26 protein-coding genes are annotated in these 26,403 nt (G+C 68.6%); 12 read left to right on the top strand and 14 right to left on the bottom strand.

Annotated features, from left to right (window positions below):
- The first annotated feature begins 111 nt into the window (after nucleotides 1-111).
- Complete coding sequence (gene metE / locus ON31_RS27270; protein WP_039817669.1) at nucleotides 112-2,430, top strand: 5-methyltetrahydropteroyltriglutamate--homocysteine S-methyltransferase; 2,319 nt, start codon at nucleotides 112-114, stop codon at nucleotides 2,428-2,430.
- Nucleotides 2,431-2,645: 215 nt separating this feature from the next.
- Complete coding sequence (locus ON31_RS27265; RefSeq protein WP_029926203.1) at nucleotides 2,646-2,846, top strand: antitoxin; 201 nt, start codon at nucleotides 2,646-2,648, stop codon at nucleotides 2,844-2,846.
- A gap of 132 nt (nucleotides 2,847-2,978) precedes the next feature.
- Here the strand turns inward: ON31_RS27265 and ON31_RS27260 are convergent, their stop codons facing one another.
- The 3 genes from ON31_RS27260 to ON31_RS27250 all read right to left on the bottom strand — a co-directional run bounded on the left by ON31_RS27260 (nucleotide 2,979) and on the right by ON31_RS27250 (nucleotide 5,662).
- Entirely contained in the window at nucleotides 2,979-3,194 is a 216-nt protein-coding gene (locus ON31_RS27260) for a hypothetical protein (RefSeq protein ID WP_029926201.1), read from the bottom strand.
- A 129-nt stretch (nucleotides 3,195-3,323) separates the two neighbouring features.
- Nucleotides 3,324-4,535, bottom strand: a complete 1,212-nt coding sequence (locus ON31_RS27255; protein WP_255222272.1) for an AI-2E family transporter — start codon at nucleotides 4,533-4,535, stop codon at nucleotides 3,324-3,326.
- Between the two features lie 74 nt (nucleotides 4,536-4,609).
- On the bottom strand, nucleotides 4,610-5,662 hold the full coding sequence (locus ON31_RS27250) for an NAD(P)-dependent alcohol dehydrogenase (protein WP_039817667.1): 1,053 nt from the start codon (nucleotides 5,660-5,662) through the stop codon (nucleotides 4,610-4,612).
- A gap of 128 nt (nucleotides 5,663-5,790) precedes the next feature.
- Between ON31_RS27250 and ON31_RS27245 the strand changes: the two genes are divergently transcribed.
- Entirely contained in the window at nucleotides 5,791-6,885 is a 1,095-nt protein-coding gene (locus tag ON31_RS27245) for a S1C family serine protease (protein WP_039817716.1), read from the top strand.
- Here ON31_RS27245 and ON31_RS27240 read toward each other — a convergent pair.
- The 7 genes from ON31_RS27240 to ON31_RS27210 form a co-directional block, all read right to left on the bottom strand.
- Nucleotides 6,882-7,451, bottom strand: coding sequence for a vitamin K epoxide reductase family protein (locus ON31_RS27240; RefSeq protein ID WP_235204392.1), 570 nt, complete (start codon nucleotides 7,449-7,451; stop codon nucleotides 6,882-6,884). The genes ON31_RS27245 and ON31_RS27240 overlap by 4 nt on opposite strands.
- Nucleotides 7,448-8,233 carry a DsbA family protein gene (locus ON31_RS27235; protein ID WP_235204391.1) on the bottom strand — a complete coding sequence of 262 codons (786 nt, stop codon included), beginning with the start codon at nucleotides 8,231-8,233 and terminating at the stop codon, nucleotides 7,448-7,450. Before ON31_RS27235 ends, ON31_RS27240 begins: the two co-directional genes overlap by 4 nt.
- Nucleotides 8,234-8,378: 145 nt before the next feature.
- Nucleotides 8,379-9,230, bottom strand: a complete 852-nt coding sequence (locus tag ON31_RS27230) for a polyphosphate kinase 2 family protein (protein ID WP_039817666.1) — start codon at nucleotides 9,228-9,230, stop codon at nucleotides 8,379-8,381.
- 98 nt (nucleotides 9,231-9,328) lie between these two features.
- On the bottom strand, nucleotides 9,329-10,024 hold the full coding sequence (locus tag ON31_RS27225) for an ESX secretion-associated protein EspG (RefSeq protein WP_039817665.1): 696 nt from the start codon (nucleotides 10,022-10,024) through the stop codon (nucleotides 9,329-9,331).
- A gap of 271 nt (nucleotides 10,025-10,295) precedes the next feature.
- Nucleotides 10,296-11,537, bottom strand: a complete 1,242-nt coding sequence (locus tag ON31_RS27220) for a saccharopine dehydrogenase family protein (protein ID WP_039817663.1) — start codon at nucleotides 11,535-11,537, stop codon at nucleotides 10,296-10,298.
- A 22-nt stretch (nucleotides 11,538-11,559) separates the two neighbouring features.
- Nucleotides 11,560-13,005 (bottom strand): ABC1 kinase family protein, encoded by a 1,446-nt coding sequence (locus ON31_RS27215; RefSeq protein WP_039817662.1) that lies wholly within the window; start codon nucleotides 13,003-13,005, stop codon nucleotides 11,560-11,562.
- Nucleotides 13,006-13,216: 211 nt separating this feature from the next.
- Complete coding sequence (locus tag ON31_RS27210; RefSeq protein WP_051037801.1) at nucleotides 13,217-13,909, bottom strand: TetR/AcrR family transcriptional regulator; 693 nt, start codon at nucleotides 13,907-13,909, stop codon at nucleotides 13,217-13,219.
- Nucleotides 13,910-14,067: 158 nt separating this feature from the next.
- On the opposite strand from ON31_RS27210, the gene ON31_RS27205 reads away from it, so the two are divergent.
- From ON31_RS27205 to ON31_RS27195, 3 genes are all read left to right on the top strand, one after another.
- Entirely contained in the window at nucleotides 14,068-15,399 is a 1,332-nt protein-coding gene (locus tag ON31_RS27205) for a DUF445 domain-containing protein (RefSeq protein ID WP_081592769.1), read from the top strand.
- Nucleotides 15,400-15,524: 125 nt separating this feature from the next.
- Nucleotides 15,525-16,064: a helix-turn-helix domain-containing protein gene (locus ON31_RS27200; protein ID WP_029926181.1), complete on the top strand. Its 540-nt coding sequence runs from the start codon at nucleotides 15,525-15,527 to the stop codon at nucleotides 16,062-16,064.
- The gene (locus tag ON31_RS27195) at nucleotides 16,061-16,720 is read left to right on the top strand and encodes a hypothetical protein (RefSeq protein ID WP_039817657.1); all 660 of its coding nucleotides are present in this window, start codon (nucleotides 16,061-16,063) and stop codon (nucleotides 16,718-16,720) included. The genes ON31_RS27200 and ON31_RS27195 overlap by 4 nt, the downstream gene beginning before the upstream one ends.
- An 88-nt stretch (nucleotides 16,721-16,808) precedes the next feature.
- Here ON31_RS27195 and ON31_RS36980 read toward each other — a convergent pair whose 3' ends face one another.
- A complete protein-coding gene (locus ON31_RS36980; RefSeq protein WP_157533786.1) occupies nucleotides 16,809-16,979 on the bottom strand; it encodes a hypothetical protein in 171 nt (56 codons plus the stop codon).
- A 143-nt stretch (nucleotides 16,980-17,122) separates the two neighbouring features.
- On the opposite strand from ON31_RS36980, the gene ON31_RS27190 reads away from it, so the two are divergent.
- The 3 genes from ON31_RS27190 (at nucleotide 17,123) to ON31_RS27180 (ending at nucleotide 19,861) form a co-directional block, all read left to right on the top strand.
- Nucleotides 17,123-17,419: a DUF2516 family protein gene (locus tag ON31_RS27190; RefSeq protein WP_029926177.1), complete on the top strand. Its 297-nt coding sequence runs from the start codon at nucleotides 17,123-17,125 to the stop codon at nucleotides 17,417-17,419.
- Between the two features lie 149 nt (nucleotides 17,420-17,568).
- A complete protein-coding gene (locus ON31_RS27185) occupies nucleotides 17,569-18,591 on the top strand; it encodes an alpha/beta fold hydrolase (protein WP_039817655.1) in 1,023 nt (340 codons plus the stop codon).
- 256 nt (nucleotides 18,592-18,847) lie between these two features.
- Nucleotides 18,848-19,861, top strand: a complete 1,014-nt coding sequence (locus tag ON31_RS27180; protein ID WP_039817714.1) for an alpha/beta fold hydrolase — start codon at nucleotides 18,848-18,850, stop codon at nucleotides 19,859-19,861.
- Between the two features lie 21 nt (nucleotides 19,862-19,882).
- Here the strand turns inward: ON31_RS27180 and purU are convergent, their stop codons facing one another.
- Nucleotides 19,883-20,770, bottom strand: coding sequence for a formyltetrahydrofolate deformylase (gene purU, locus ON31_RS27175; protein ID WP_039817713.1), 888 nt, complete (start codon nucleotides 20,768-20,770; stop codon nucleotides 19,883-19,885).
- A gap of 130 nt (nucleotides 20,771-20,900) precedes the next feature.
- Entirely contained in the window at nucleotides 20,901-21,464 is a 564-nt protein-coding gene (locus ON31_RS27170) for a GNAT family N-acetyltransferase (protein ID WP_039817653.1), read from the bottom strand.
- Nucleotides 21,465-21,535: 71 nt separating this feature from the next.
- On the opposite strand from ON31_RS27170, the gene deoC reads away from it, so the two are divergent.
- The gene (gene deoC / locus ON31_RS27165) at nucleotides 21,536-22,195 is read left to right on the top strand and encodes a deoxyribose-phosphate aldolase (RefSeq protein ID WP_039817650.1); all 660 of its coding nucleotides are present in this window, start codon (nucleotides 21,536-21,538) and stop codon (nucleotides 22,193-22,195) included.
- A gap of 109 nt (nucleotides 22,196-22,304) precedes the next feature.
- Here deoC and ON31_RS38455 read toward each other — a convergent pair whose 3' ends face one another.
- Entirely contained in the window at nucleotides 22,305-23,741 is a 1,437-nt protein-coding gene (locus ON31_RS38455; RefSeq protein WP_306306432.1) for an LmeA family phospholipid-binding protein, read from the bottom strand.
- A gap of 112 nt (nucleotides 23,742-23,853) precedes the next feature.
- Here ON31_RS38455 and ON31_RS27155 point away from each other — a divergent pair, with 112 nt between their 5' ends.
- Nucleotides 23,854-24,456, top strand: a complete 603-nt coding sequence (locus tag ON31_RS27155; RefSeq protein ID WP_039817647.1) for a type IV toxin-antitoxin system AbiEi family antitoxin domain-containing protein — start codon at nucleotides 23,854-23,856, stop codon at nucleotides 24,454-24,456.
- A 388-nt stretch (nucleotides 24,457-24,844) separates the two neighbouring features.
- Complete coding sequence (locus ON31_RS27150; protein ID WP_051037800.1) at nucleotides 24,845-26,350, top strand: hypothetical protein; 1,506 nt, start codon at nucleotides 24,845-24,847, stop codon at nucleotides 26,348-26,350.
- The last annotated feature ends 53 nt before the right edge of the window (nucleotides 26,351-26,403 follow it).

Genomic DNA, 26,403 nt, shown 5'->3' with positions numbered 1-26,403 from the left:
GTCACCCTTTCCACGAGTACGCCGTCACAGTTTGTGGCGGCGTCACCTGTCACCGGGCATAAGCTGCAAAGAGGTCGTTTCGGACCGCAGCTTGGAAGGAGTGTCCCGCTCATGGTGAATGTCACCGACGGCTTCGGATCCAGCATTCTGGGTTACCCGCGTATCGGGCCGCACCGGGAGCTCAAGCGGGCCTTGGAGTCGTACTGGCACGGCACATCGTCCCGCGACGAGCTGCTCGCGGTCGGGCGGGAGATCCAGGAGAGCCAGTTCCTCGAGCTGGCCGCCACCGGACTCACCCAGGTCCCCGGCAACACCTTCTCCTACTACGACCACATCCTCGACAACGCGCTGCTGTTCGGCGCGGTGCCGAAGCGGTTCGAGGCGTATCGCGAGGAACTGCACCCGCTCGACTTCTACTTCCTGATGGCGCGCGGCCGCCCCGACCTGCCGCCGCTGGAACTGGTGCGCCTGCTCAACACCCAGTACCACTACCGGCAGCCCGAACTCGACGCCGACACCCGGTTCTCGCTGCACCCCGAGGCGCTGCTCGACGAATTCGACCGCGCCAAGGAGCACGGCATCGAACTGCGGCCGGTCGTGCTCGGCCCGCTGTCGCTGCTGCTGCTGTCCAAGACCGGACATGTGCCCGGCGAGACCGAATTCGACAAGCTGGAGCTGCTGGACCGGCTGCTGCCGGTGTACGAGGAACTGTTCGAGGTGCTCGCCAAACGCGGCGCGACCTGCGTGCAGCTCGACGAGCCGTGCTTCACCAGCGAGCGCTCGCCGTCCACGCTGGAACTGTTCGAGAAGACCTATGAGCGGTTGTCCAAGGCGCCGCTGCGGCCGCGGCTGCTGGTGACCGGACAGTACGGCGATTTCGGGGAAGCGCTGGAGATTCTGGCGCGCACCAAGGTGGAGGCCATCGGCCTCGATCTGGCCAGCTATCGGATCACGCCCGACGAACTCGCGAAAATCCCCGGCATTCAACGCAAGCGGCTGTACGCGGGCGTCATCAGCGGCACCAATGTGTGGCGCGCCGACCGCTACGTGACGCTGGAATACCTCAACGCCATCTCCAAGGTGTGCCCGGATCTGGTGGTCTCCACCGGCACCACGCTGCTGCACGTGCCCTACGACCTGCTCGTGGAATACGAGCTGGAAGAGCATGTGGCCGAGCGCCTGGCCTTCGCGAAACAGAAGGTGCTGGAAGTGGTTTCGCTGGCCAAGGCGCTTACTGAGGGCCCGTCGGAGAAGTGGCGTAAGCGTCCGCGCGAGGTGCACTTCAAGCAGAAGCACGCGGTGCGGCACCGGGTCTACAACATCACCCCGGATATGCGCGAGCGCGAGCCGTACGAGATCCGCCGCGTGGCCCAGCAGGAGCGGCTGAAGCTGCCGCTGGTGCCCGCCACCACACTGGGGTCCTTCCCGCAGACCAACGCGATTCGCCAGGCGCGCTACGACCTCGGCCAGGGGCGACTGTCCTACGAGGAGTACCGCAAGCGCATCGAGGCCGAGATCGAGTCCACCATCCGGTTGCAGGAGGACATCGGGCTCGACGTGCTGGTGCACGGTGAGCACGAGCGCAACGACATGATCCAGTACTTCGCGGAGCTGCTCGACGGCTTCGCCACCACCCACTTCGGCTGGGTGCAGGTGTACGGATCGCGCTGCGTGCGACCGCCGATCCTGTACGGCGATGTGGCGCGGCCGAAGCCCATGTCGGTGGAGTGGATCAGCTACGCGCAGTCGCTCACCGACAAGCCGGTCAAGGGCATGGTCACCGGCCCGGTCACCATGCTGGCGCGTTCGTTCGTGCGCCAGGACCAGCCGCTGTACGAGACGGCGGACCAGGTGGCGCTCGCCATCCGGGACGAGGTCGTGGATCTGGAGAAGGCCGGGATCGCCATCATCCAGGTGGACGAGCCGTCCATCCGCGAACTGCTGCCGCTGCGCCCGAAGGGTCGCCCCGAGTACCTGCGCTGGGCGGTCGGCGCGTTCAAGCTGGCCACCTCCGGCGTCCAGCCGGAAACCCAGATCCACACTCACATCGGCTATTCCAGCCGTGAGGACGTGGTCGCGGCCATCGACGAACTCGACGCCGACGTCACCGCCATCGTGGCCACCCGCTCCATCGAATGGGTGCTCAACGCGCTCAAGGAGGACTGCGCCGAGGGCGTGGGCCTGTCCCACGGCGTCGGCCCCGGCGTTTACGAAAGCCGTTCCGCCCGCATCCCCGATATCGACGAGCTGGACGAACTGCTCTCCGCCGCCGCGGAAGCCGTGACACCCCAGCGCCTCTGGGCCAATCCGGACGGCGGCCTGAAAACCCGCCACCACTGGCAACTGGACCCCTCCCTGCGCAACCTGGTCGCCGCGGCCCGCCGCGTCCGCCGCCGCGCGGAGGCGGCCGCCGCGGAGAAATCCGCGTAGGCACGGACAGCCGAGCGGCGCACGGACTTTCGTCCGTGCGCCGCTTGCTTGTGCCGTGCGGGGTCGCGTCGACACAGCCTCCGCCCGCGGGTGCGAACCTAGAAGCTCGAGTGCACTCGAGGTCAAGGTCACCGTTGCGAGGTGCAGCGAGGTGCGCGCTGCGGCGGCGTGCGCGGGTTAGCCTGCTCTGGCACGTTTTCGAGGTAGGAGGCGACATGGGACTGTTCGACAATTTGAAGGATGCCGCGGGGAAGGCCGCCGATCTGGCGGCGCAGCATGCCGACAAGCTGGAGCCGGTGGTGGACAAGGCGGGGGATGTGATCGACCAGAAAACCGGCGGCAAGTACGCGTCGCAGGTCGATACGGCGCAGGAGGCGGCCAAGAAGGCGCTGCGCGAACAGGCGGGCAAGCAGTAGCGAGGTGCTCGACGCTGAGCGACCGGCGGCCGCGTTGCCGCCGGGTTCGCTACCGCCGCACCGCCGTTCGCGCCGCCGGAGCGGCCGTCGCCGGGACCGTCGGTCCGGCCGGGTGCGGGCGCATGCCCGGGCTCAGTAGCCGCCGTTGTGCTTGTGGTCGTGGCCCCACTCGCCGTAGTGCTTCCAGCAGTAGTCGCGGTCGTAACCGCGGCTGTCCCGGTCGCAGTAGTAGTGGTAGCCGCGGTCGTTGCGGTCGCCGTGGTCGGCGGCGGCGATGCCCGCGGTCGAGGTGAGGGCGGCGGCGGTGGTGGCGAGGGCGATGGCGATGCGCTTGGCGGTCAGGGACATCGGGTGCTCCGTTTCGTCGGTGACGGTGCCGGAGGTGGCTTCCGTCGGTGCACACCATGTTCCGGGGAAACGGCGCTCGGGTCTGTCGGCGTCTGAACGCTGCTTGTGTATCCGTGCCGACATTCGCGCTCAGTCCTTCCGCGCGGGAGCCGGATGCGGCCGCCGTAGCCGTTCCCGCCACGGTTTGCGCTGCGCACCACCGGTTTTCAGTGAATCCGTCGGCTCGTTCACCTCGTACCGGCGGATATACGCGCCGATGAACGCCTGCGCCGTCGCCGTCACCGGAATCGCCAGCAGCGCCCCGGTCGCGCCGAACAGGGCCGCGCCCGCCAGCACCGCCCCGAAGGCCACCGCCGGATGCATGTCCAGCGTGGTCGCCGTGATCCGCGGTTGCAGCACATAGTTCTCGAACTGCTGGTACAGCACGATGAACAGCAGTATCCACAGCGCCGTGCGCGGACTCTGCGCCAGGGCGACGATCACCGGCAGCGCACCCGCCAGGTAGGTGCCCACCGTCGGAATGAACTGGGACACCACGCCGACCCACAGCGCCAGCGCGAAGGCCGAGGGCAGATCGAGCACCCGCATGGCCGCGTAGTGCGCGAGCGTCGAGGCGAGGGCGAGCAGCGCCCGGGAGTACAGATATCCGCCGGTCTTCTCCACCGCGATATCCCACGCGCGCAGCACATGCCGCTGCTTCTGCGGCGGCAGCAGCGAGCACACCGCGTTGCGGAACCGCGGCCCGTCGGCGGCGAAATAATAGGTGAACAGCAGCACGCCCAGGGCCTGGAACAGCACACCGACGGCGGTGGTGCCGATACCCCACACATCCCCGGCCAGCCCGACCACGTACTTCTCCAGCGAGGTGCTCATCTCGGCGGCTTTGCGCTGGATATCGGTGCCCGAATAGTCGGTGTGGAAGGTCGAATTGATCCAGTTGACCGCGTCATCGGCGAACTGCGGCGCATTGTCGACCAGCGACGACACCTGCTCGACCACCAGTTCGCCCAGCGTCCAGACGAAACTGACCAGCACCACCAGCACGCCCAGGAACACCACCCCGGTGGCGGGTCCGCGCCGCCAGCCACGCGCCGCCAGCCAGTTCACCGCCGGTTCGATGGCGAAGGCCAGGAACAGCGAGACGACCAGAATCGTCAGCAGCCCCTTGAGCTGCTGCAACATCCAGAAGGTGACGACCAGCGCCGCCACCGTGACCGCCGCGAGCAGATACGCCCGCGGCAGCCACCCCGGCAGCACGGAGGAGACGGGGACGCGCGCGGTCTCGTCGCCACTCTCGGACTCGCGGCCCGCCTGCTCGGAAACGCCTTCATGCTCGGACACAACGGCCAACGTAGCCGTGAACCGGTGTCAACGGCGGCGCGGACCGCCGCGTGTCACCCGCCGTTCGGCGGAGCTCACATGGTGGCCGTGTCGATCACGAAGCGATAGCGCACATCGCTGGCGACGACCCGCTCGTACGCCTCGTCGATCCGGTCGGCGGAAATGGTCTCGATCTCCGCGCCGATGCCGTGCTCGGCGCAGAAGTTCAGCATTTCCTGGGTCTGCGCGATGCCGCCGATCATGGAGCCCGCCAGCGAGCGCCGGTAGCCCGCGATGGTGAACGGTTTGACCTGGAGCGGGTTCTCGGGCAGGCCCAGGATCACCAGCGTGCCGTCCAGGCGCAGCAGCTTGAGGTAGCTGTCGATGGGCAGATCGGCCGACACCGTATTGATGATCAGGTCGAAGTGGCCGCGCAGGTCGCGGAAGGTCTGCTTCTCGCTGGTGGCGTAGTAGTGGTGCGCGCCGAACTTGCGCCCGTCGGCCTCCTTGCTCAGCGAATGGCTGAGCACGGTGACCTCCGCGCCCATGGCGGCCGCGATCTTCACCCCGACATGCCCGAGCCCGCCCATGCCGATGATGGCGACGCGCTTGCCGGGACCGGCGTTCCAGTGCCGCAGCGGTGAGAACAGCGTGATGCCCGCGCACAGCAGCGGCGCGGCCACATCGAGCCCGATGCCCTCCGGGATCGACACCACGAAGCTCTCGGTCACCACGATCTGGGTGGAGTACCCGCCGAGGGTGTACCCGCCCGGCTGGAACTCCTCCGGCACGGGCGTGTTGTAGGTCATGGTCGCGCCGGGGACGCAGTACTGCTCCTCCCCGGCCAGACAGGGGTCGCACTTCCCGCAGGAATCCACCATGCAGCCCACGCCCACCCGGTCGCCGACCTGGAACTTGGTCACGGCCGAGCCGACCGCCGCGACATGGCCCGCGATCTCGTGGCCGGGCACGCACGGATACTTCGCGCCGCCCCATTCGTCCCGGGCGGTGTGGATATCGGAGTGGCAGATGCCCGCGTATTCGATATCGATCAGCACGTCGTGCGGGCCGAGTTCACGGCGTTCGATGGCGACCTTCTCGAAGTGGCCATCCGGTGCGGAAACGGCATAGGCGGCAGCTGTGGTCATAGGTACATGCCTACTCCCGCATGCCACGATGAGCCAACCTTTCGTCTGTTATGTCACCCCGGTGCCCTGTGCTGGTACTAGTGGAAGTACAAACGCCGGGCCCACGGGCACACAGGAGGCGGGTGGCCATGCACGAACGGGAACGGGAGCGAACCGGGGCCGGACGGTTCCTCGCGCTGGTGGTCGCCGCCGTGCTGGCCGTCGGCGCGCTGCTCGGCTACCAGGGGGAGCTGCCCCGCTGGCCCTTCCGCGCCGATGCCGTCGAGCACAGCCTGCTCGGTCCGCCGCTGCCGCCGTTGGACGCCACCGTGGTCTCGCAGGCGGTCGAGCCCGCACTGGTCAATGTGAACGCGAGTGTGCGGCCCTTCGGGCTCGGGGCCGCCGGATCGGGCATCGTGCTCACCGCGGACGGTCAGGTGCTCACCAGCCATCACGTCATCAAGGGCGCGGAGCGGGTGCGGGTCACCGATACCGGCACCGGCGCGGAATACCCGGCCACCGTGCTCGGCTACGACTCGAGCGCCGATATCGCCCTGCTGGAACTCTCCGGCGCGGACGCGCTGCCGGTCGCGCGCCTGGGCAGTTCGATCCCGCTGCGGATCGGCGACGAGGTGCTCGCCATCGGCAATGCGGGCGGCACCGGTTCCCCGACCGCGGTGGGCGGCACCATCACCGGCCTGGACAGCACCATCGTGGCCCGGGATGCGGCCGACCTGTCACGCAAGAACCTGACCGGCATGATCGAGATCGCGGGCGCGGTGAGCGCGGGGCAGTCGGGCGGCGCGCTGGTCGACCGGTACGGGGCGGTGGTCGGCGTGGTCACCGCCGCGTCGGGGGAGGTGCGGAAGCTGCTCGGCCAGGATCCGAGCGGGTACGCCGTGCCCATCGACGATGCCATGGCCGTGGTGCGGCAGATCCGTTCCGGCACACCGACCGACACCGTGCACGTCGGACCGACCGCCACCCTCGGCATTCTCACCACCGACGACCGCGACGGCGGCGCGCGCATCGACCTCGCCATCCACGGCCTCCCCGCCCACGCGGCGGGCCTCACCGAAGGGGAGGTCATCATCGCCGTGGACGGTCAGCGCATCGCCACGGCCACGGCGCTGCGCGCCGCCCTCAATGTGCGGAAGCCGAATGACGTTGTGCGCCTGGATCTGACCGGCCCCGGCGGACAGCGCACGGTGTACGTGACGCTGAGCGCCGGGCCGCCGAACTAGACCAGATCCAGCCAGTAGTCCTGGAACTGGAGGAACAGGATCAGCACCACCACGGCGTAGTAGACGGCGACCACTGTCCACCGCCACTCCACCACGATCTGCAGGACTCCCCGGGACCGCTCGAACAGCTGCCCGGTGGTGACGGCCAGCAGCACCGGCGTGGCCGCCCACACCACCATGCACCACGGGCACATGGCGTGAATCCGGTACGCCGCCTGGAAGATCAGCCAGCCGATGAACACCATGCCCAGCACCAGCCCGACCCACAGGCCGCCCCAGAACCAGCGCGGGAAGCCGATTCCGGCGATGCCGAGCACCGCCAGCGTCACCACCACGGAGAAGCCGACGATGCCGATGAGCGGGTTGGGAAAACCGAAGGCGGAGGCCTGATCCGATTCGATGACGGTGGTACAGGCCACCACCTGGTCGATACTGCACAGCGGCTTGAACCCGGGATCGGTGAGCAGCTTGAACTTGTCGACCGTCAGCACGATCGACGCGATCCAGCCCGCCAGGCCGCCGATCAACAGCGCCCAGGCGGCCTTGGGCGTAGCCGTGATGATCACTTCGCCGCGGCCTCGATCACCGGTCGCAGCCCGCCCTGGCTCATCAGCTCCTGCTGAGTCTGCACCTGCTCGCCGTTGACGTACACCGACGGCGTGGACTTGACGCCCGCGTCGAAGACGGCCTGCGTCTCGGCCTTCACGAAGGCGGCGTACTTGTTGTCCCGAATGGCCTGCGCCACAGCGGGATCGGTGTACCCGGCCGCGGTCGCGATCTCGATCAGCTGATCATCGGTGAGGCCGGGGCCGCCGCCCTCGGGCGTCTGCGCGGCGAACAGCTTCGCCAGGAACTGTTGGAACTTCGACGGATCGGTGGTGCCGACCACGTACGCCGCATTGGCGGCGCGCGAGGAGTACTGGTTGCTGGAGGCCCGGTCCAGGAACGAGATGATGTTGTACTCCACCACCGCGGTACCGTCGGTCACCGCCTGCTCGAGCACCTCGCCGTTGGCCTTCTCGAACATGGCGCAGGCCGGGCACTGCGGGTCCGCGACCACCTGGACCTTCACCTTGGCGTCGGCGTCGCCGACCCGGATGGCGCCACCCGGGGTGAGGTTCGGCGGTACCGCGCCCTGGCTGGAATCGAAGCCGAGCGTCGGGTTGAAGGCGGTGGATTCGTCCTTGTCCTCCCGGCCCATGGCGATGCCGATGATGATCGCCGCGACCAGGCCCACCAGCACGGCGGCCACCACCACCTGGATGGCGATCTTGCGATTGCGGTCGGACCGCTGCGCCGCCGCGAGCGGGTTCTTCCGAAGATCCTGCTTGCCCACCTGTGCGTTCACCACGCCTTTCTGTCGCCTCGGACCCCTGCGCCTGCATCGTACGGCTGGGACCGCGAGATTTGCGTGACCGCTGACGGCCGCGACCAGACACACATCGAGCGCCATCATGGCGGGTGAACCTGAGAGATTCCTGTTCGTCGACGGGTCAGGACTTCAGCAGGCGGCGCTTCTGCTCCTCGATATCGAAGTTCGCGGGCGGCCATTCCAGCTTCAGGCCCTGAAGGGCGTCGATGAGCAATTCGGTGACGGCCAGGCGCGAATACCACTTGTGATCGGCGGGCAGCAGATGCCAGGGCGCGTACTCGGTGTTCGTCCTGTCCAGAACGGCCTGGTACGCCTCCTGATAGGCGGGCCAGTGCGCACGTTCGTCGATATCGGCCGGGTTGAACTTCCAATACTTGTCGGTGCGTTCGAGGCGCTGCATGAGGCGTTTCTTCTGCTCGTCGAGCGAGACGAACATGGCGACCTTCACGATCGTGGTGCCGCTGTCGACCACCTTGCGCTCGAATTTGTTGATTTCGTCATAGCGCTTGTCCCACACCTCCGGCGGGACCAGTTCGTGGACGCGCACCACCAGGACGTCCTCGTAGTGCGAGCGGTCGAAGACGCCGATCTGGCCGGGGCGGGGCAGCGCCTTGCGAATGCGCCACAGGTAGTGGTGTTTGCGCTCGATCTCGGTCGGCACGCCGAAGGCGGCGTGGTCGACGCCCTGCGGATCCACCGAGCCGATGACGTGCCGGACGATGCCACCCTTGCCCGCGGTGTCCATGCCCTGCAGGACCAGCAGGACGCTGCGCTGATCGCCGGATCGGCCGTTGGCGTACAGGCGTTCCTGGAGATCGGAGAGCACCACGGCCCGCTGGGCGAGCAACTTCTCCCCGGCCTTCTTGTCGCCCTTGAAGCCGGGGGTGGCCGAGGTGTCGAATTTCTTGACCTTCGTACCGTTCGCCCGCAGGGCCTTGGTCACCGGAACAGACCAGGTAGTCGACTTCGCCATCTCTGAGATGTAGCACGGCGGGATGGGCCCGCGTGGCGGACTCGCCGAAATCCCCCCGTTGCCAAGCGTTCACCCGCTTGTCGCCGGAACCGGAGGATTCACAGCCGAGCCATGTGCATGAGCGCGGCGGCGAAGTCCTCGTCGTTCACCGGGGTCAGCGTCAGGTCGGCATCGGTGGTGAGCAGATAGCGGCCGTCGTCGGAGAAGTCCAGCCAGGTGCGGTGCCGGGTGGGCGGGGACAGCGGATTGGCCGGGTCCACCGACACGGTGATGAAACCGCGCCCGTCCACCGGCTCGTTCAGTTTGCGGCGGAAGAGGGCTGCGTCACCCCGGGTTTCGAGTTCGGCGCAGCGATGGCCGCCCGCATCGCGCAGCACCGCGTCCTGGGGTTCCCGCAACGGGGCGAGGCGACCGGCCGGTGCGGAGCCGACGGCCTCCACCAGCTCCCGGCCCAGGCGCTCGGCCGGGCACACCATGACGCTCACGGCGTCCGGCAGTCCGATCAGCACTCCGGCGCGCTGCTGCGCCACCGCGGCGAAGGCGCGGACGGCCGGGCCCGCGGTCCGCTCGCCGAACAGGGTGACGGTGGTGGCGTCGGAGCGGGCGCAGAGCATGAGGGCGGCCGTGAGTTCCGGATCGGTGCGTCGCAGGAACCGGTGCCGCAAACGCTGTGCGGTGTCCGGGGTTTCGGGCGTGGGGATGGTGTGCAGCGGATAGGGGCGGCGGTCCTGCCGGGTCTCCCGGGTCCAGATCAGGCTGAACTCCTCGGGAGTCAGCAGCCATTTGGTGTTCACGGCAGGAGTTCCCCCTGGTAGCCGGGATGTGCCGAGCGATTCCCGACGTCCGATGCGGACATGTAGGGCGTTCCCCTTTCTGCGAGCACCCCTGTGTCCCGCTGGGGACCCTACCGGAGCTCCCGAATCGGTGTGTGGATCCGGAAGTTGCTCGAATGTGACCTGGCCCACTATGGATTCCGATTTTGGATATCCATTTTGGATACCGCGCGGCAGACGGGAGCGCGGTCGTCCCGCGGGTGGCGCCCCCGCACGCGGAGGCGCCACCGGATCAGGCGGTCTCGACCTCGACGGTCATCCCGGCGGCGCGCAGCCGCTCGGTGAGCGCGTCACCCATGGCCGAAGCGGGAGTGAGGATTCCGGCGATCTCCGGCAGTGTGTCGAAGGCCAGCGCCAGCCCCGACTGCCCGAGCATGACCGAGGTGGCTTGATAGCCCGGATCGCCCTGACCGGCGAAGGTGCACACGTATTTCGCCCCGGAGGTGGTGTGCGCGAAGGTGCGCATGGTGAACCACCCACTGCGGCGGGCGCTTTCGCTCGGACCGGTGCCGGGCTTGGGCACCATGCGGTCGAGCAGCCTGCGGCCCACCGCGACACGTGACAGCATCGCGCCCGCGGCCATGGTCGCCACGATGCCGCCCGCGACCCCGGCGGCCACCAGCGGTGCGGCGGTGGACGATCCGACGCTCATGACCTCGCGGTAGCGGAAGTTCTTGCCGTACGGCCAGCCGAGCAGGCCGTTGCTGCGGCGCACCACCTTGGTGTTGTGCGCGGCCATCACGAAGGTCGCCACCCAGCCGTCCAGGCTGGGATCGATGCTCGACGCCCGGGCCAGCGCCTGATCGGTCTGGCGGCCCACGTCGGGGTCCAGGGATTTGTCCGGGCTGAGCGAATACGGATGCGACATGATCGACGCCTTGGCCGGATCGGCCGCGATGGCCTCCATCATGGCCCGCCCGGAATCCACGGTGCCGCCGCTCATTCCGCCCTTGAGCCACGCCACCAGCGTGGTGTCGGTCAGTTCGCCGGTATTGTCCGCGACGCTGCGCCGGTACAGCTGGTACACGCTCAGATCCGACGGAATCGAGTCGTAGCCACAGGAATTCACGATCTTCGCGCCGGTCTCGGCGGCCTTGTCGCCGAAACGGTCGATGCATTCGCGGATGAACAGCGGCTCACCGGTGAGATCGGCGTAGTGCGTGCCGTTCTCGGCGCACGCCTGGACCAGCGGCAGACCGTAGCGCAGGTACGGGCCGACCGTGGTCACCACCACCTTGGTGCGCGCGGCCAGCGCGTCCAGCGACGCCTGATCCGACGAATCCGCGATCACCAGCGGCCAGTCCGCCGCGGCCGCACCGAGTTCGGCGCGCACCGCCGCCAGCTTCGCTTCCGAACGGCCCGCCAGCGCGATGCGTGCGCCCGCGGGCGCGGCCTGGGTGAGATATTCCGCGGTCAGTTTCCCCACGAAGCCGGTCGCCCCGAACAGTACGAGGTCGAATTCCCGATCGGCCATTGACTTCTCCTCATGCGGCGGTTCACGCCTTGGTGGTGGTGCGTTTGCGGGTGGTCTTCTTCTTGGCGGGCGCGGCCTTCGGCTTCGGTTCCGGCGCGGGGCGGGTCGCCAGCCAGGCGTGATGCGCCTTGCCCAGGTCGGTGACCGGCTCGTCGCCGTAGAGCCATTCGCGGGCGATGCGGTGCCAGTTGTTGGTGGCCTCCAACTGCCCGAGCATGCCGAAGGTCAGGAAATCCGCGCGCCGCGAGAACAGGTGCTCCGGCGGCAGATTCTGCTGCTTCATCCCCGCGAACTCACTGGCCCGCGGATCCACCGCGAGCACGAACGCCCCGGAGGCCAGCTCGGGCGTGATGGTCAACTCCTGGTCGATGAGCGCCCACTCGCAGGCCGCCAGCACGTATTCCAGGCACTCCTCGGGCGTGATCTCCTCGGGTGACTCGATGACGCCACGCTGCACCATGAGGTCACGCAGATCCTCGGCGCGCTCCTCGGCGGCGGCGCGGATACAGGTGATCTCGAACTGGACGTGCTCGGGATCCATCCGGTTGAACAGCCCGAAATCGAGGAACGCGACCCGCCCGTCATCGCCGAGCAGCAGATTGCCCGGATGCGGATCGCCGCAGAATTCGTTGAAGGTGAACAGCGAACCCACGTAGAAGCGGTAGATGATCTCACCGATGCGATTGCGCTCGGCATCGGGCAGCTGCCGGATCTCGTCGAAGCCGCGGCCCGCGAAGTACTCGCTCACCAGCACCCGGGTGGTGGACAGCTCCGGCATGGTGTCGGGTACGAAGATGAACGGATGCCCCGCGAACAGCCGCGCGATCTCGCGCTGGGTATCGGCCTCGGCGACGTAGTCGAGTTCGCTCTCCAGATTCAGTCGCAGCTCGTCCAGGACCGCGGGCGTCACCCAGGGCATGGCCGACTGCAGGACGCGGCGAAACATGGCCAGGTTCTTCAGATCCGCGCGCACCGCGGCGTCGATACCCGGGTACTGGACCTTCACCGCCACGGTGCGGCCGTCGTGCAGGGTGGCGCGGTACACCTGGCCGATGGAGGCGGCGGCGATCGGTTCCGGCTCGAAGGTGGCGAAGACCTGGTCGAGCGGTTTGCCGTAGTCCTCCTCGATGACCGCGCGCATGACATCGAAGTTCACGGTGGGCGCACTGTCGCGCAGGACGGCGAGGCGGCGCTGGAAGCGGTCGCGGTGTTCGGGCGGCACCAGATCCAGGTCGAGTACCGAGAGCATCTGCCCGAGTTTCATGGCGACGCCCTTCATGGTGCCCAGCACCATCACCATCTGTTCGGTGGCCCGGATCATGGACTCCTCGGCCATCCGGGCGCGGACGGCCTCCGAACGCCCCCGCATGGAACGCCGGGTCTTCTGTGCGCGCAAGGCATTACCGGCGACCGCCATACCGAGCTTCGTCCCCCGCGCCAGCCTGGATGTGGGCAGCTCTTTCGCCATAGGTGACCCTCCAGAAGGTGTCGGCGCCCCCGTTGGTGCCGACTCGGCGGCTGTTCCCGCACTCTCGTGCCCGCCGTTGATCAGACTAACCAAAGGGCGTCGATCCGGCCTAGCACCGTGTTTCTGCCGAACGGACTACCCCGGTGCGGATTGTTGCCGTGCGGATTTCCGCTTCGTGGAAAGTTCGGTCGGCAGGAACCGGATCGGCCCGTCAGGCCCGGTTTTCCGGATCCGGGAGTACATGCTCCTGGGCGTTGAACCACTCCCGCGAACCGCCCGCGCGGATCATGCCCTCGATCGCGCTCCACGCCATCATGGTGAGGTAGTCGAGCATCTCCTCGCTCGACATGGTGCGGTTGGTGACCCACCAGTCCGTCGCCAGCTGCACGCCGCCGACGAGGACGTACGCCCACAGCATCGCCCCGCGCGTATCGACCTCCCGGTCGATCGCCTTGTCGGTGATGACCGCCGCCACCACCTGCGCGAACAACTTCTCGAAGTCGGCGAGCGTGGAGGTGTCGGTGGAGGCCCCGTTGCCCATGATGAAGCGGTAGACGTCGGTGTCGGCGTCCACCGTGTGCACGTAGGCGGCGAGCGTATTGCGTACCAGCTGATATTCGTCGAGGTCGTCGCTGATGGCCTCGTAGATACGCGGCATGAGCGTGGTCTCGATGAACCGCTCCATGGTGGCCCGCGTCAGATCCTGCTTGTCCGAGAAGTATCGGTACAGGACGGTTTTGGACACGCCGATCTCGGCGGCGATCTCGTCCATGCCCACATCGCCACCGCGCTTGCGGATGGCGGCGAGGGTCCCGTCGACGAGTTCCTCGCGTCGATCTATCTTGTGCTGCTGCCAGCGTCGCTTGCGGCCGTCCACGCGGCCGGGGCGCGCTGTGGTGTCCATGGCGGCGCTCACGGTCTCCTTCGTGGTCAGCGTCGACTCCCTCGCTCGCGTTCCGGTGCTGGTCCCCTTCAGCTTAAGCCTCGCATGCGCCCGATATCGCGGTTCGGGCGCGGCCCGGTAGCCGGGCGCAGTCGGCGCGACACCGCAGAATGGAACATATGGAGCAACCCACCGGCAGCACCGGGGTACTCGAGCCGGCCAAGAAGAGCGCGCCGACCGGGGCCTTCGCCGACCTCATGGACGAAGAGGGCAAGGCGCGCGACCTACGGCGGATGAAATTGGTCGCCACCGCCTTCCTGGCCGTGGCGACGATCATCTATCTCTTCTGCCGCTGGACCGAATCGCGCGGCGCGGGCGGCGACTGGGTCGGTTACGTGCGGGCCGCGTCCGAGGCGGGCATGGTCGGCGCGCTGGCCGACTGGTTCGCGGTGACGGCGCTGTTCCGGCATCCGCTGGGCCTGCCGATTCCGCACACCGCCATCATCCGCAAGAAGAAGGATCAGCTCGGCGAGAGTCTGGGCGATTTCGTGCGCACCAACTTCCTGTCCCCGGACGTGGTGGCGGAGAAGGTGAATTCGGCCCAGATCTCGCTGCGCCTGGGCCGCTGGATGGCGAATCCGGAGCATGCCGAACGGGTGGCGGAGGAGTCGGCCACCATTCTGCGGGCGGTCATCGGCGTGCTGCGCGACGAGGATGTCGAGCAGGTCATCGACCACACCATCGTCAAGCGCATCGCCGAACCGCTGTGGGGGCCGCCGATCGGCAAGGTGCTCGACGAGCTGCTGGCCGACAACCGGCAGCAGCCGCTGCTGGACCTGCTGGCGGAGCGGGCGCACCAGTGGGCGCTGGGCAGTCAGGAGACCATCGATCGCATCGTCGAGCGCGACGCTCCGGGCTGGGCGCCGAAGTTCGTCAACACGCTGCTGGCCGAGCGGATCTATCGGGAATTGGTGGAATTCACCTGGAAGGTGCGCTCGCAGCCGGATCATGAGGTGCGGCAGGCGGCGAATCGGTTCCTCTCCGAATTCGCACACGATCTGCAATTCGACGACGCGATGATCAAGAAGGCCGAACGGGTGAAGTCGGAACTGATGGGCCGGGAGGAGATCACCGGTATGGCACATGCCACCTGGCGGGCGGCCAAGCGGATGATCCTGGAGTCGGCCGAGGATCCGAACTCCACCCTGCGGCGCAAGGTGGCCGACAATGTGCAGCAGCTGGGTCAGCGGCTGGTGGACGAACCGGGTATGAGCGAGCGGGTCGACGGCTGGGTCGAGCGGGGCACCCGCTATCTGGTGTCCAACTACGGCCAGGAGGTCGCGACGCTGGTCAGTGACACGGTTGCCCGCTGGGATGCGGAGGAGGCCAGCCGGAAGATCGAATTGCAGGCGGGCCGCGATCTGCAATTCATCCGGATCAACGGAACGGTGGTGGGATCGCTCGCGGGCCTGGCGATTTATTCCATATCGCATCTGCTGTTCCAAGGCTGACGGCAAAACTGGACAAATGCCTAGATATGGCGGCCAGGCGTTTGCCGAATTGGTGCTAGCAGGGGTGCTTGCAAGAGCTAGCACCCTGACTTAGAATTGACCCCACAACCGCCGGAAGGTGAGTGATGGCACAGGAACCCGAGGTTCCCAACCCGAACATCGACCCGTCGTCGGAGACGTCCGACGACGGCGGAGATGCCAAGGGCCGCGTAGCCAACGCGGCGCACGACATCGGGGGCTTCATCCGGGCGCAACGCGAGGCCGCGCAGGTCTCCCTGCGTCAGCTCGCCGCGCTGGCGGGGGTGAGCAATCCGTACCTCAGCCAGATCGAGCGGGGATTGCGCAACCCGTCCGCCGAGGTGCTCGCGCAGATCGCGAAAGGTCTGCGGGTGTCCTCGGAGGTCTTGTACATGCGGGCCGGGTACCTCGAGCAGAGGCCGCACAGCCCGGTCCGGGATGCCCTGCTGGCCGAGACGGCGATCACCGAACGCCAGAAACAGGTGCTCCTGGACATCTACGAATCGTTCCGCCGGGAAAACGCGGCGAACGAGGACCGAGGGGACGCGACGGACCACAAGGGGGGCGTTCCCGGGGGAGACAGGGACAACGAGGTTCCGCACCGCATCACTGAAGTTCCGCCACGCCAGGAGAACGAACAACCATGACCGAAACCAAGCTTCCCACCGCCGTAGCCAAGCCGCTGTACGCCGGCGTCGGCGCGGGTGACACCGTGTACGCGCAGGTCAAGGACATCGTCGAGAAGGTGCGCGAGCAGGTCGCCGCCACCGACGTGTCCGGCCGCGTGGAAGAGGCCCGCGAGCGCTTCGCCAACCTGCCGGCCGATGTGCAGGAGCAGATCGAGACCATCCGCACCCGGGTGTCCTCGCTGCCCTCCGAGCTGCCGGACGACCTCGCCGAGCTGCGCGAGAAGCTCACCGCCGAGGAGCTGCGCCGCCTCGCCGACCAGTACTACCACCAGGTCCTCGACCTGTACGCCGACCTGGCCGCCCGCGGCGAGGAGACGGTCGAGCGGCTGCGCGCCAACCCGACCTTCGAGGAGCGCTTCGAGCAGGTCGAGAGCTTCTACAGCGATCTGGTGACCCGCACCGAGGATGTGCTCGGCAAGGTGCAGGACCAGGTCGGCCCGCTGCTGGGCCGCGCGGCCGAGCAGGCCGAGGAGATCGAGGAGACCGTCGAGGCCGAGGTCGTCAAGGTGACCGACGAGCCCGCCGCGCCGCCGGCCGCCAAGAAGGCCCCGGCCAAGAAGGCTCCCGCCAAGAAGGCCCCGGCCAAGAAGGCCACCCCCGCCGCCAAGAAGTAAGCGGCACCCCGTTCCGGCGGCCTCCGCACATGACGATGCGCGGAGGCCGCCGTCGGCGTTCTCAGTGCCGTCGCCCGGCGGGTGTGGCTCACGGCTCGACCTCGGGATCGGGGTTCGCATCCGGCCGACTCTCGCTGAGGATCCGGCGTGCCCAGAGCGTCGCGGTGATGTCCAGGCCGATGGTGACCAGCAGTGGAATGGCCAGGGCGACGGCGAATGCGGCGTTCCGGTGCGGATAGCCGCTCCAGATCCAGCGCACACGCGGTCAGCAGCGGGTAGGCGACGATTCGCCAGGCGGTCATCCTCATAGCGGCTGATTCTGGGCGGCACTCGGGGGCGGCGCGAATCCGGTATGTCCGACCGGTGATTTCGGGCCGGTGCCGTGGCGGTGTTGCTCGTATCATGGGTGGGGTGACTTCGATTACCGGGATGATTTTTCTGCTGCTGTGGCTGGGTGCGCTCGGTATGACCCTCTTCGCGCTGATCCACGCGGTTCGGCAGCGCCCGGACGCGTTCACGGCCGTCGACAAGCTGAGCAAGCCCGCGTGGGTCGGCATTCTGTGCGGCGCGCTGCTGTTCGTGCTGCTGGCGCAGGGCGGCGTGGGATTGCTGATGATCATCGCGGTCGTCGCCAGCGGTGTGTATCTGGCGGATGTGCGCCCCAAGGTCGATGAGGTGCAGCGCGGTCCGCGCTGGTAGACGCGGCGGAGGCGGGCCTCCGCGAAGAAATTGCCGGGTGTCGGCGGTCCTGTGTGGACTGCTGGCACCCGAATTTTTTTGGTGCTTGCACTAGCAAGCGGGCCTCCGATGGAGTTACTGTATCTAGCAGTAACACAAAGGAGTGTCCTATGCGGGCAAAGCTGCCTACACCAGCGGACCTTGCGGGGCGGGTCCGTGATCTGATGCTCGCCCACCGGGCGGGCCTGCGGACCCGGGTCTACGAGACCGCGGCGCTCAACACCCCGTCCGCGCCCCACGAGGTCGTCACCGTCACCGCCGGCGACGGCGTCCGGTTGCGGGCGCACGTCTACGGTCCCGCCGACGCCGACACCATCGTCCTGGTGCACGGCTGGACCTGCAGCCTCGAATACTGGAACCCCCAGATCAACGCCTTCGCCGGCGACTACCGCGTGGTCGCCTACGACGTGCGCGGCCACGGCGAGAGTGAGCGCGGCCGCAGCCCGCTCACCACCGACCTGCTGGCCGACGACCTGCAGGCGGTGTTGGAGGCCACCCTGCGCCCCGGCGAACGCGCGGTCCTGGTCGGTCACAGCCTGGGCGGTATGACCATGCAGGCGTGGGCCGGTCGCCATCCCGAGCAGGTGCCCGCCCGTGCGGCGGCCGTGCTGCTCACCAATACCGCGTCCGCGGATCTGATCGCCGAGACCACGGTGGTGCCGAGCTTCGGCCCCGAATTGGCCCGTCGCCTCCCCTTCCTGATCGGCCTGCTGGCCCTGAGCGCGCCGCTCCCGCTGCCGCCGGTCGCGCCGATCCCCTGGGTGCTGCGCCGTCAGATCATGACGCTGGCCGCGGTCGGCGATATCGCCGTGTTCTCGCACAACATCGTGCGCTCCTGCCCGGCGGCCGTGCGCGGTCGCTTCGGCACCCTGCTGTCCTACCTCGACGTGGGTCGGGGCGCGTTGAACTTCACCGTGCCGACCACGGTCATCGCGGGCGAGTTCGATTTCATGACCCCGCCCGTGCATTCCGAGCGCATTGTCGAAATGCTGCGTGAGGCGGGCTCTTTCGACGGCTACCACATTCTCCCCACCGGTCATCTCGGCAATGTCGAGGCATACGAGCGGTTCAATGCCGAACTGGCTCGGGTTGCCAAGGCTGCCTTCGCGATTCCGGCCGCCGTCGGCGCGTAGATCGCTCGCGCGGGAGCGCGGATGCCCGTGCGACAACGGTGTCGCGCGGGCATTCGGCATGTCGGAGCGGGCATATTCCACGCTCAAACTGTGTTGTAGGTAACAGTCGCGCCGATTTCCCGGACGAATGTCATTGCGGCGGAACGGGTAATCAATGAACGCGGCCGCATACGACCGAGTGTCACGATTCGGGTGCTTGCTATTGCTAGCGCCAGTGCTTGCTGGGTAGTGTGCCGTAGGACACAAAGGAGTGCTCATGCTGGTGAAGCTGCCTGAAGCGGTGACCGACCTCCGGGCCGACGCGCTGACCGCCCCGTACCGGGCCAGACTGCGGGCTCGGACGTACGCGACCGAGTCGTTCAACGCACCGCGAATCGCCCCCGACGTCATTCCGGTCACCACGCGCGACGGCGCGAAGCTGCGCGTGCACGCCTACGGCCCGGCCGATCGCGATGTGCTGATCTTCGCGCACGGCTGGTCGTGCAGCCTGGAGTACTGGTACCCGCAGATCAACGCCTTCGCCGGTGACTACCGAGTGGTCTCCTTCGATCAGCGCGGCCACGGCGAAAGCGGCCTCGGCACGCGCGGTTTCAGCGATGCGCAGCTGGCCGACGACTTCTCCGACATCCTGGACGCGGTGCTGCGTCCCGGGCAGCGCGCGGTGCTGGTGGGACACAGCATGGGCGGCATGACCATTCAGGCGTGGGCCAAGCACTACCCGGAGCAGGTGGCGCAGCGGGCCAGGTCGGTCCTGCTGGCCACCACCGCGGCGGGCCGAATCTCCGCTCGTGCCACCGTGATTCCGCTGTTCAACGATCTGATTCCGGCGCCGCGCCTGATGGCGCTGGCGCTGTTCGGCACCCCGGTTCCACTGCCGGGCGGCCCGGCGGTGAATCTGATCGCAAAGTCGCGGCTGCTGACCCCGTCGGCCACCACCGACCAGGCGGTATTCGGCCTGTCCATCGTGCGCTCGTGCCGTCCGTCGGTGCGCGCCGCCGTGGCCCGCGGGCTGATCGACCTGGACATCAACGGCGCCGCCGCGGACCTGTGCGTACCCACCACCGTCATGGCGGGCTCACACGACCGGCTGCTGCCCGAGATCCACTCCCGCGAGATCGCCGACACCCTCTCGGCGGCGGGCAATCTGGAGCGCTACGTGATCCTGCCGACCGGCCACCTGCCGAATATCGAGGCCGTCGACGAGTTCAATACCGAGGTCGACCGCATTATTCGGATCGGTCGTCGCGGAAATATCGCCGCCGCCGGGTAATCCGGCGGACAACCGCCGCGTTCAGGAGAAGACGACGGTGCGGCGGCCGTGTACGAGCACCCGGCCCTCGAGGTGCCAGCGCAGCCCACGCGCCAGCACCACGCGCTCGATATCGCGCCCCTGCCGGACCATATCGCGCACGGTGTCGGCGTGGTCGATGCGAATGACGTCCTGTTCGATGATCGGGCCCGCGTCGAGTTCGGCCGTCACGTAGTGGCAGGTCGCGCCGATCAGCTTGACGCCGCGGGCGAATGCCTGGTGATACGGGCGCGCGCCCACGAACGACGGCAGGAAGCTGTGGTGGATATTGATGGCGCGCCCCGCCCAGTGCTCGCACAGTTCCGGCGGCAATACCTGCATGAACCGGGCCAGCACCACGGCGTGCGGATCGTGCACGTCCACGAGTTCCCGCACCTGTTCGAAGGCCGGGCCGCGTTCGGCGGGGTCCTTGGGGAAGGGCACGTAGTGGAATTTCACGCCGTGCGCCTCGGTGATCGCGGCCAAGTCGGGGTGGTTGCCGATCACGGCTTCGATGGTGGCGGGCAGCTCGCCCATGGTGGCGCGGCCGAGTAGGTCGTGCAGGCAGTGCCCGTCCTTGCTGACCAGCAGGACGGCACGGCGCTTGGCCCCGGAGTCGTGGACCTGCCATTCGGTTTCCGGACCCAGCTCCGCCGCCACGGCGGTGAACCGGTCGCGCAGTTCGTCGAGGCCGAACGGCACCGTGGCCGCCTCGATGGCCTGCCGCGTGAAGAACCAGCCGGTCTCGAAATCGGAGTGGTAACCGGCCTCCACGATCGACCCGCCGAAGTCGGCGATGAAAGAGGTGATCCGGGCGATGATGCCCGGACGGTCCGGGCAGCCCAGGGTCAGCACATAGCGCCGATCATCGGTGGCAGCGGCAGAACTCATACCGGCCATCCTCCCAGGGGCGGCACTGTGAGCTCCGTCAGGGGCGACGCCACCCGCGTCCGGCCCTTCCATCCCGCCGGGACGATGGCCGTCGCCCGCCGGTACCGCCCGGGGTGACCGGGACGCGGCGTCACCCCAGCGCGTAGAACGGGTCGGCGTAGCGGAACTCGCCGCTGATCTCGTCCTCGTACGCGCTCAGCGGCCGTACCTGGAAATGCGACGCCCATTCGGGATTGTCCGGCACGATGCTCAGCCGCGCACCCGGCACGAAGCCGAATCGCGGGTAGTAGTCGAGACTGCCCAGCAGGCCCACCAGGGGTTCGTCGAGTGCGTCGGCCGCGCCCAGCGCCGCGTGCATGAGGGCCGCGCCGACGCCGCCGCTCTGGAATTCCGGCAATACGCCGATCGGGCCGAGCGCCAGCACCGGGAACGGCCCGACCGCGGCCCGCGTGAGGCAGATATGGCCGACCACGCGGTCCTGAATCTCGGCCACCATGGTGAGCGTGGGCATCCATCCGGAGTTGTCGCGCAGCCGCCGGACGAGATCGACCTCGGGGGGATCGGCGAGGGCCGCCGGTGCGCCATCGTCCGGCCAGGGCTCGCCGTGGGCGTTGGCGTACTGGGCGGCGAAGGCGTTCCGGTGCACCGCGGCGATGGCGGCGACGTCGCCCGGACGCTCGCGACGAATCAGCACACCTACGAGTGTGCGGGACAGCGGTCCGCACTCGCAATGAAATTGCCACCGATATGCCAAACTCACAGCCCATGGCACAGCTTTCCCGCCGGGACGTGGCGGCACTGATCGATCACACCCTGCTCGCACCGGAGGCGACCGCCGCGCAGGTGGCCGCGCTCGTGGACGAGGCCCGCGACCTCGGCGTCTTCGCGGTCTGCGTGTCGCCGTCCATGCTGCCGCTGCGCGCCCCCGGTCTGGCGGTGGCCACCGTCGCGGGTTTTCCGTCCGGTAAGCATCATTCGCTGGTCAAGGGCACCGAGGCGCGTCTGTCGGTGGACCAGGGCGCGGACGAGGTGGATATGGTCATCGACGTCGGCGCGGCGGTGGCGGGGGATTTCAACGCGGTGCTGGGCGACATCATCACGGTGCGCGAGGCCATCGGGGACCGCGCACTGCTCAAGGTGATCATCGAATCGGCGGCTCTCACCGATGCCGCGATCGTGGAATGCTGCCGGGCTGCCGAACGCGCCGGAGCCGATTTCGTGAAGACCTCCACCGGTTTTCATCCGTCCGGCGGGGCGAGCGCGCACGCGGTGCGGTTGATGGCCGAGACGGTCGGGGACCGTCTGGGCGTCAAGGCCAGCGGCGGCATCCGCACGGCGGAGGCGGCGGCGGAGATGATCGCGGCGGGGGCGACCCGGCTCGGGTTGTCGCGCTCGCGCGAGGTGCTGGCCGGGTTCCCGGACTGATGCCGCGGCGAATCGTCGCGGCCCGAGCCTGGTGACGTCGCGCAGGACGGCCGCTCGCACGGCGACGCCGACCAGGTCCGGCCCGGTCGGCGCGCTGTCGGTGCGTACCTCAGCAGCGGAAGTCGGAGGAATCCCCTTGTGCGGCGGGCAGTTCGGTCTTGCCGCCCGCGAGCAGGACGCGCAGGCCGCTGTCGGTGACCTGGACCTCGGTGGGCCGCAGGCCCATCGGGTAGCTCTGCAGGCTCTCCGCCATCAGGTCGACGATGCCCTCGACCAGATCGGTGGGCAGGCCGAAGCCGAGCAGCGAGGCCGCTTCGGTGGTGACCTCCACCTTGCCGCCGACCACCTGAGGCTTGACCTCGAGGCCCGCGAGTCCACCCAGCACCGCGAAGGTCAGCGTGTCCTTGGTCGGATTGGACTGGACTCCGGAAACCAAGCCGCCCAAGGTTTTCGCGATGCCGTCGTTGCTCCAGGTGACGTCGGCGGAGGAACTGCCGATGGTGCCGCCGCCGCGCCCGTTGTCCACCACTTCGATGTCGTTGAACTTCGCGTGCACCACCATGCCCACGGCGGGACCGAATTTGGTGTCGTCGCTGTTCACCGTCACCGACGACACCTTGCCGTCGAACATGGTGATGAGCATGGGTTTGGCCCCGAAGGACACGTCGATCCTGGACCCCATCTCCTGTTCGAACTGGGAGGTGATGCAGTTCTCCACGGTCCGCCGCGCGTACGCCTCACCACCGGCCAGGGCGGCGATGGCGAGCAGCGAGACCACCAGGGCGACGACGAGCAGGGTGCGACCACGCATCCAGGACGAACCTCCTCCGGAGCCAGCGGCATTCGGCCCCACCGGCGGCGGGGGAGTGGTCGGCGGCTGCTGTTCACCGCCTGGTGCCGCGCCCGCCGCCAGAGCGGCCGCGTCGAAGGTCTCGGTGCCGTACGGTCCCAGCGCCGTGGTGTCCTGGCGGTCGGACGGGTACGGATCGCCCGCCGCCCCGAGCGCCGCGGTGTCCTGGTGGCCAGACGGATTCGGACCGCCGGTCGGACCGAGCACCTCGGTGCGGTGATCGGCCGGATTCTCCTGTGCCCCGCGCATTTCGGCGTGCTGCGGGTATGCGGCATCGGGGGAGTTGCCCAGTACTTCGGTGGGCGCCGAGTCGGACACGGACACACGGCCGGGGAATGCCGTGGTGGTGTCGTTGTTTCCGGCCGTCGGGTTCGCGCCGAGTACTTCGGTCGGTGCCGAGTCCGAGACCGACTCGCGGTCTCCGAATGCCCGCGTGGTGTCGTCGGCTCCGGGTGCGTCGGGGGCGTGCGCCGGTCGGGCGTTGTGGGCGGTCTCGCCGGTGCCGAGGATCTCGGTGGCATGGTCGCCGCCGGGTGCTTCTGGTCTGTGTTCGGCGGTGGGGTCCGGTAGGGCGGTGCCCGGCTCGTGGCTCACTTCGTTTCCGGTGCCGCCGACCAGGGTGGCGTCCGGGTCCGAGGCGTGAGGCGCGCCGGTATCGCGCTCGGCCGCGTCGTCCGAGGTGGGTTTCGAGCTCATGGGGGCGATTCTTCCCGAGGTTTCTGTGTGGGCTCTGTGCTTCCGATGAGGTGTTGACCGAACCCGGGCGGAATGTGACATAACGCACAAAGAGCGGCGTAACCTGTTTCACATGGCTGGGGAAGCCGCAGCGGAGCGGGATTTCGGGCGCGGATGGCAGGCGTTGCGGCAGCTGGCCGGCCGGCACGCGGGGTATTTCACGACCCGGCAGGTGCTGCGCACCGGCTGCGAGGTCCAGGTCCGCGACGGTTTGCGGGACGGCACGGTGTCCAGGGCCGGAGTGGGCCTGTTGCGCCTGACCGACTGGCCCGACGGCCCGCTCGACGAGTACGCCATGTGGTCGGCCTGGTTCGACGGCGCCGCCGCGGTTTCCCACCACAGCGCCGCCGAACTGCACGGTCTGGGTCGCCTGCGCCCCCGCTACGTCCATATCTCCGCCGGGGTGGGCCGCTTCCCGCTCTCCCCGCGCCTGGTGGTCCTGCGCCGCGCCCTCACCCGCTCCGACATCCAGTCGGCGGGCGCGTTCCTGGTCACCACCCCGCTGCGCACGGTCCTCGACCTGGCCGAAACCGGCATCGGCCAATCCGCCCTGGACGAAGTGGTGGCCGACGCGGTAGCCATCGACCGCTGCGCCAGCACCGACATCCGCACCGCCTGCACCGCCCTCCCCCCACCCACCGCCGCCCGCCTACACCGCGCCCTCGCCCGCGCGTGAACCGCACCGGCGCCTGACCGTGCCCCGCGCTCGCGCTCGGCTGCGTCGACGCCCGTATCTGGCTGCGTCCGCGCTTGCTTCTGGCTGCGTCCGCGCCTGCGTCTGACCGCGGCTGCGGCACGCCTCAGTCGTCGGCGCCTTCGTCCACGCGTCAACGCCCGACAGCGTTGCTCGTGTCGCAGGGCCGCCGGTCGGGACTGTCCGCTGTGGACGAGCGGAGGGTTGGCTGGGTGGCGTCATGTATCGGCCGGTGTGGCATCACCGTCGGCTCGTGGGCCGGGCTCGTGCGGCGTATCGAGTCCGGAGGTTCGATGTCGGTCACGGCATGTGGTGGGTGCGGCGTCGGCGGGGTCGCGCCGGAATCCGGTTCGTGGCATGGTGACTGATCATGGGGAAGGTCGGCTGTGGTGCGTGGGATCTGAGCTTTCCCCCGGGGCCGCCGGATCGGGTCGCGGATATGTTCACCGCCGCGGTGGTGGCCGATGCGGTGCGGCGGTTCGACGCGGATCTGGCGCAGTCGGTGGAGACGTGCCGGGATTGGCGGCGCGGGTATCGCGGGGTGTTTCGCGGTGTGACGGCGTTGGCGGTGTCCGCGCCGGCGGTGTCGCTGGGTATCGCCGAGGAGGGGTTGGCGTCGCTGCGCACCATGCTGCGGTTCGCGGCGGGCCGTCGGGTGACATCGCTGCGATCGGTGAATGTGGCGGCGGAGGCCGACGATACGGATCTGGCCACCGGGCGCATCGACGGCGAGGCCGAACCGGTGCGGCGGCTGGAGGTGCCGTATCGCGGTGAGGTGCTGGCGGAGGAACGGTTGCGGCGGCAGCTGGCCGACTGGCGGCGCGACGGCATCGTGGAGCCGGGTTTCGCGGCGGCGGTGGAGCGGGTCGTCGACCATCCGGAGTGGCTGTCGCTGCCCGGTTTCCGGCTGACGGTGGTGGGCGCGTCCGCGCATCTCGCTCCCTTGCGGCCGCTGTTGTCCTGGGGTGCGGAGGTTTTGGCGGTGGACCGGCCGGGCCGCTTTCGCTGGGATCGCCTGCACGCCCTGGCGCGAGCCCGCGCGGGCTCGCTGCGTTTCCCGCTCACCGAGTCCGGTCCGGGCGCGGATCTCACCAAACACTTTCCGACGCTGGTTCGTTGGATACTCGCCCATGCCGACGCCCGCCCGGTGCTTGGCCTGTACGCGAGCAATCCGGGCGCGGCCGGGGTGCGCCTGTCCGCGGCGGCCGATGTGCTCGCCGAGGCGGTACGGCATGCCCGCCCGGATACCGCGCTCGCCTATCTGGGCGCGTCCACCGACTGCTACGCGGTGCCCCCGGCGGTGCTGGCGGCGGCGCGGGAGCACTCGACCGGCCGGGGCGTGCGCGGCACGGTGCAGGATGCGTTGCGCCGCGTGACCCCCTGGCCGGTGTATCACCCGAACTATCCGGAGCCGGTCCGCACCGCCGACGGCGAGGAATGGGGCCTGTTCGACAACCTGCCAACCATCCTCGGCCCGGATTACGCCCTGGCCCAACGCCTTCCGCGCTGGCGCGCCGTACTGACCCGTGCCGCCGGTGGCACGGTCTCCTATACGGTCGCCCCGCCCGCCTGGCCCACCGATATCCGCGAGGCCACGCTGCGCCCGATCACGTTGCGAGGCATCGACCACTACGGCATAGAGGTGTTCGAACCGTCGACGGCCCGCACCCTGCTGGCCGCCAAACTGGTGGCCGACCTGTTCGACCCGCCCCCGAACCCCGACCCCAACCCGGAAGCCCTCTTCACCACCGGCGCCGCGCACGGCGGCCTCTGGCGGCAGCCCTTCCAACCGAGTTCCCTGCTGGCCCCCTCCACCCTCCTCGGCTGCCTGGACGCGGTGCGCGACTTCGGCGAACGCCACCTCCGCCCGCGCTGAGCCCGCCGATCTGCGCGCTGCCGCCACCGGCTCGACTGCGGTTCCCGTCCGCT

It is taken from the genome of Nocardia otitidiscaviarum NBRC 14405 (assembly GCF_000308635.1).
GTDB classification, from domain to species: Bacteria; Actinomycetota; Actinomycetes; order Mycobacteriales; family Mycobacteriaceae; genus Nocardia; species Nocardia otitidiscaviarum.
Note: the sequence above shows the minus strand (reverse complement) of the source record. Positions and strands in the feature narration are given on the sequence as shown.